We start from the raw sequence: 3,794 nt of genomic DNA, 5'->3' as shown, positions 1-3,794 counted from the left end.
GACCAGCAATTCATTTTTGGCACCCTTGGCGATATCCGGGCCAAGGTCAAAGGCAGTGGTATCACGCGCACGGCGCTGATCATGGTCGGCGAGGTTTTCGGTCGGAAAGATTTTACCGACTCTAGACTTTATGCCGCCGATCACACGCACGTTCTGCGCCCGGCAAAAGCATGATCTGATCGGGCGGACTTCACGTCCGCCCGTTTTTTGTACAAACCCTCTGATCAGCAAGTTTATTTTTTCGGCAGAACAGCAATTTGCTGAAAAATATGTCATTTCAACTGTGAACATCCTTGACCGCCCCCTGCCCGGCACCCTTTAATCAAAGGGAAATAAAGGGGAGAATGCATGTTCAACGAGATGAGTGTTGACGACCAAATTCGCGAACCTTATCGCGCCTTGGTTGACTGGATGGAAGCAAGCGGCCCCGAGGTTCTCGAACAAAAGCGCCTTGAAGCTGAAACACTGTTCCGCAAAATCGGCATTACATTTGCTGTTTACGGCGAGGGCGGAGATCCCGAGCGGCTTATTCCCTTTGATCTGATTCCCCGCATTTTCACATCTCAGGAATGGCGCAAGCTTGATCGTGGCGTCAAACAGCGTGCCCGGGCGCTGAATGCGTTTCTTTATGACGTTTACCATAATGCCGAAATTATCAAGGCTGGCATCGTCCCGGCCGATCTGGTGTTTCGCAACGATGCGTTCGAACCTGCCGTAATCGGCATTGATCCGCCGCGCAATGTCTATAGCCACATTGTTGGTGTCGATATCGTGCGCACCGGTCCTGACGATTTTTATGTTCTCGAAGACAACTGCCGCACGCCATCTGGCGTGTCCTATATGCTTGAGAACCGCGAAATCATGATGCGCATGTTCCCCGATCTCTTTAAAAGCCTTCGGATTGAGCCGGTCGAAAGCTATCCGGACATGTTGCTGAAAACGCTTAAAAGCATCGCACCGCGCAAATGCGACCGCGACCCGAATATCGTCGTCCTGACGCCGGGTGCGATGAACAGTGCGTATTATGAACATTCCTTCCTTGCCGATCAGATGGGTGTCGAACTGGTCGAAGGTCAGGACCTGTTTGTTCATGAAGACCGGGTCTTTATGCGCACCACACGCGGGCCGGCCCAGGTTGATGTGATTTATCGCCGCATTGATGACGCCTATATCGATCCGTTGTGCTTCAGACCGGACTCGGTTCTGGGCATTCCGGGGCTTATGAATGTCTATCGGTCTGGCGGGGTGGCAATCTGTTCGGCACCGGGTGCCGGTGTTGCTGATGACAAGGCGGTTTATACCTATGTGCCGGATATGATCCGCTTCTATCTGGGGCAGGAGCCGATCCTTAATAACGTGCCGACATGGAAATGCGGCAAGCCGGATGATCTGAAATACGTTCTCGAACATCTGGGCGAGCTTGTCGTCAAGGAAGTCCACGGGTCAGGTGGCTATGGCATGCTGGTCGGTCCGGCATCGACCAAGGAAGAACAGGCCGCCTACGCCAAACGGATCGAAGCCGATCCCGGTGATTTCATCGCCCAACCGACCCTGTCGCTTTCTGCCTGCCCGACCTTCGTTGAAAGCGGCGTTGCGCCGCGCCATGTCGATTTCCGGCCCTTCTGCCTTGTTGGCGATGATGTGCGCCTGACACCGGGCGGTTTGACCCGTGTGGCGCTGCGGGAAGGCTCACTTGTCGTGAACTCGTCGCAGGGCGGCGGGGTCAAGGACACCTGGATCATGAGCGATTAAAAGGAAAGGGTTGAGAGATGCTTAGTCGTACCGCCGAAAACCTTTTCTGGTTGTCGAGATATGTCGAACGGGCCGAAAACATGGCCCGCCTGATGGAAATGGGCTATCGCATGGCCCTGATGCCGGCCGCGGCAAGCGGTAACCGGTCGGAATGGGAATCGGTTCTTTCTGCATCCGGATGTGCCGCGGGATATGATCCCGATGCGCCGTTGCGTCAGGAAGAGGTTGCCAATTTCCTGATCTTTAACCGCGACAACCACTCATCGATCATCAATTGCTTTGAGTATGCGCGCGCCAATGCACGCGCCATGCGTACAGCCATCACCGCAGAAATGTGGGAGGCGCTCAATAATGCCCTGATGGAACTGCGGCGCCCGTCGATGCACAATCTGGCGAAGAACGAATTGCCGGAGTTCATCGACTGGGTCAAAAAGCAAGGCGCGCTGTTCAGGGGGGCCACCGATTCCACGATTTTGCGCAATGACGGTTATGACTTCATCCGTCTGGGCACCTTTATCGAACGCGCGGACAACACTGCACGACTTCTGGACGTCAAATATTACGTCCTTCTGCCGGAAACCAGCATGGTCGGCGATGGTGTCGATAACTATCAATGGACAACGGTTTTGCGTGCGGCATCGTCGCTCCGCGCGTTCCATTGGGTCTATCGTGATGATTATTCGCCACATCGCATCGCGCATTTCCTGATCCTTAATCCGTTCAGTCCGCGATCGCTTGCGCATTGTTCCGAACAGATTACCCAGCATCTTGAAAGGCTTGCCCGCCACTATGGTCAACGCCACAGCGTTCATCGCCAGGCGGTCGAGATGTATTCCTTGCTGACGCAAAGTGACATGGACGAGATCTTCTCAGGCGGGTTGCACGAATTCCTGACCGACTTCCAGGGACGCAACCGTATCCTGTCGCTTGCCATTGCTGACGCATATCATTTCGGGGGACAGTAAGATGCGCTTGACCGTCGAACACAAGACCCATTACCGCTATGAGTATCCAGCCTATCACGCGGTGCAGAGCCTCAAACTGACGCCTGCTGAGTTCGAAGGCCAAAAGATCCTGAGATGGTCGATCACAGCCGAAGGCTGCAACATCGGTGCGGAATTTACCGATGGCAACGGCGATATCATCAGCACCCTGACATCAAACGGCCCGGTCGAGGCGATTGAAATCGTCGTCACCGGCGAGGTCGAAACCACTGATACCGCAGGCGTTTTGCGCGGCCACAAGGAACGCGCCTTTCCGGCCGTATTCCTGCGCACGACGCCCATGACCAAATCCAGCGCCGCCATTCGCAAGCTTGCCGACAAGGTCGCAAAGAAAACCAAGGACGGCACGGTGTTGGAACTTGCGCACGGTCTTGCCGCGGCGGTCGCCGATGCCATTGAATATGCGCCGGGTACAACCCATGTGCACACAACGGCTGCCGATGCGATTGCTGATGGCAAGGGTGTTTGCCAGGATCATGCCCATGTGCTGATCTCGGCGGCGCGCCATCTTGGCATTCCGGCCCGCTATGTATCGGGATATCTGTTTGCCGATCATGAAGGCAAACCGCATGAGGCATCCCATGCATGGGCGGAGTTGCATCTGCCAGAGTTCGGCTGGGTCGGGTTTGATCCGGCCAACAAGTGCTGCCCGACGGATAGTTATATCCGGCTTGGATCAGGACTTGATGGTCAGGTCGCCACCCCGATCCGGGGCGTACATACTGGTGGCGGAAACGAAGATTTGGATGTAACAGTCGTCATTGCGCAGTCACAACAATAGTCGGACTACAAAAAGATGACCTACTGTGTCGGGTTGATGCTGAACGAAGGGTTGGTTTTCCTTTCGGACACGCGGACCAATGCGGGCCTTGATAACATTTCACGTTATCGCAAAATGTTCACCTGGGAAGTCCCCGGGGAGCGCGCGATTGTCGCACTTTCAGCCGGCAACCTTGCCATTACCCAAGCGGTGATGAGCACCTTGCACGAGGCCATCGACGATCCCGAAACCGAGCCGGGCAACTGCATCCTGAGCGC

The 3,794-nt window shown here is 55.3% G+C and carries 3 protein-coding genes and 1 pseudogene; all 4 read left to right on the top strand.

Annotated elements, in window-relative coordinates:
- The first annotated feature begins 348 nt into the window (after nt 1–348).
- Nucleotides 349–1,752: a circularly permuted type 2 ATP-grasp protein gene (locus tag B3Z49_RS01875; protein ID WP_008888897.1), complete on the top strand. Its 1,404-nt coding sequence runs from the start codon at nt 349–351 to the stop codon at nt 1,750–1,752.
- Nucleotides 1,753–1,769: 17 nt separating this feature from the next.
- The gene (locus tag B3Z49_RS01870) at nt 1,770–2,717 is read left to right on the top strand and encodes an alpha-E domain-containing protein (RefSeq protein ID WP_008888896.1); all 948 of its coding nucleotides are present in this window, start codon (nt 1,770–1,772) and stop codon (nt 2,715–2,717) included.
- A gap of 1 nt (nt 2,718) precedes the next feature.
- Nucleotides 2,719–3,537 carry a transglutaminase family protein gene (locus B3Z49_RS01865; RefSeq protein WP_063086062.1) on the top strand — a complete coding sequence of 273 codons (819 nt, stop codon included), beginning with the start codon at nt 2,719–2,721 and terminating at the stop codon, nt 3,535–3,537.
- 15 nt (nt 3,538–3,552) lie between these two features.
- Nucleotides 3,553–3,794 (top strand): annotated as a pseudogene (locus B3Z49_RS01860) (peptidase); the annotation flags it as partial.

Source organism: Thalassospira sp. UBA1131 (assembly GCF_002311515.1).
Classification (GTDB): domain Bacteria; phylum Pseudomonadota; class Alphaproteobacteria; order Rhodospirillales; family Thalassospiraceae; genus Thalassospira.
The sequence above is the reverse complement of the archived record's forward strand: the minus strand, read 5'-3'. Positions and strand labels throughout refer to the sequence as shown.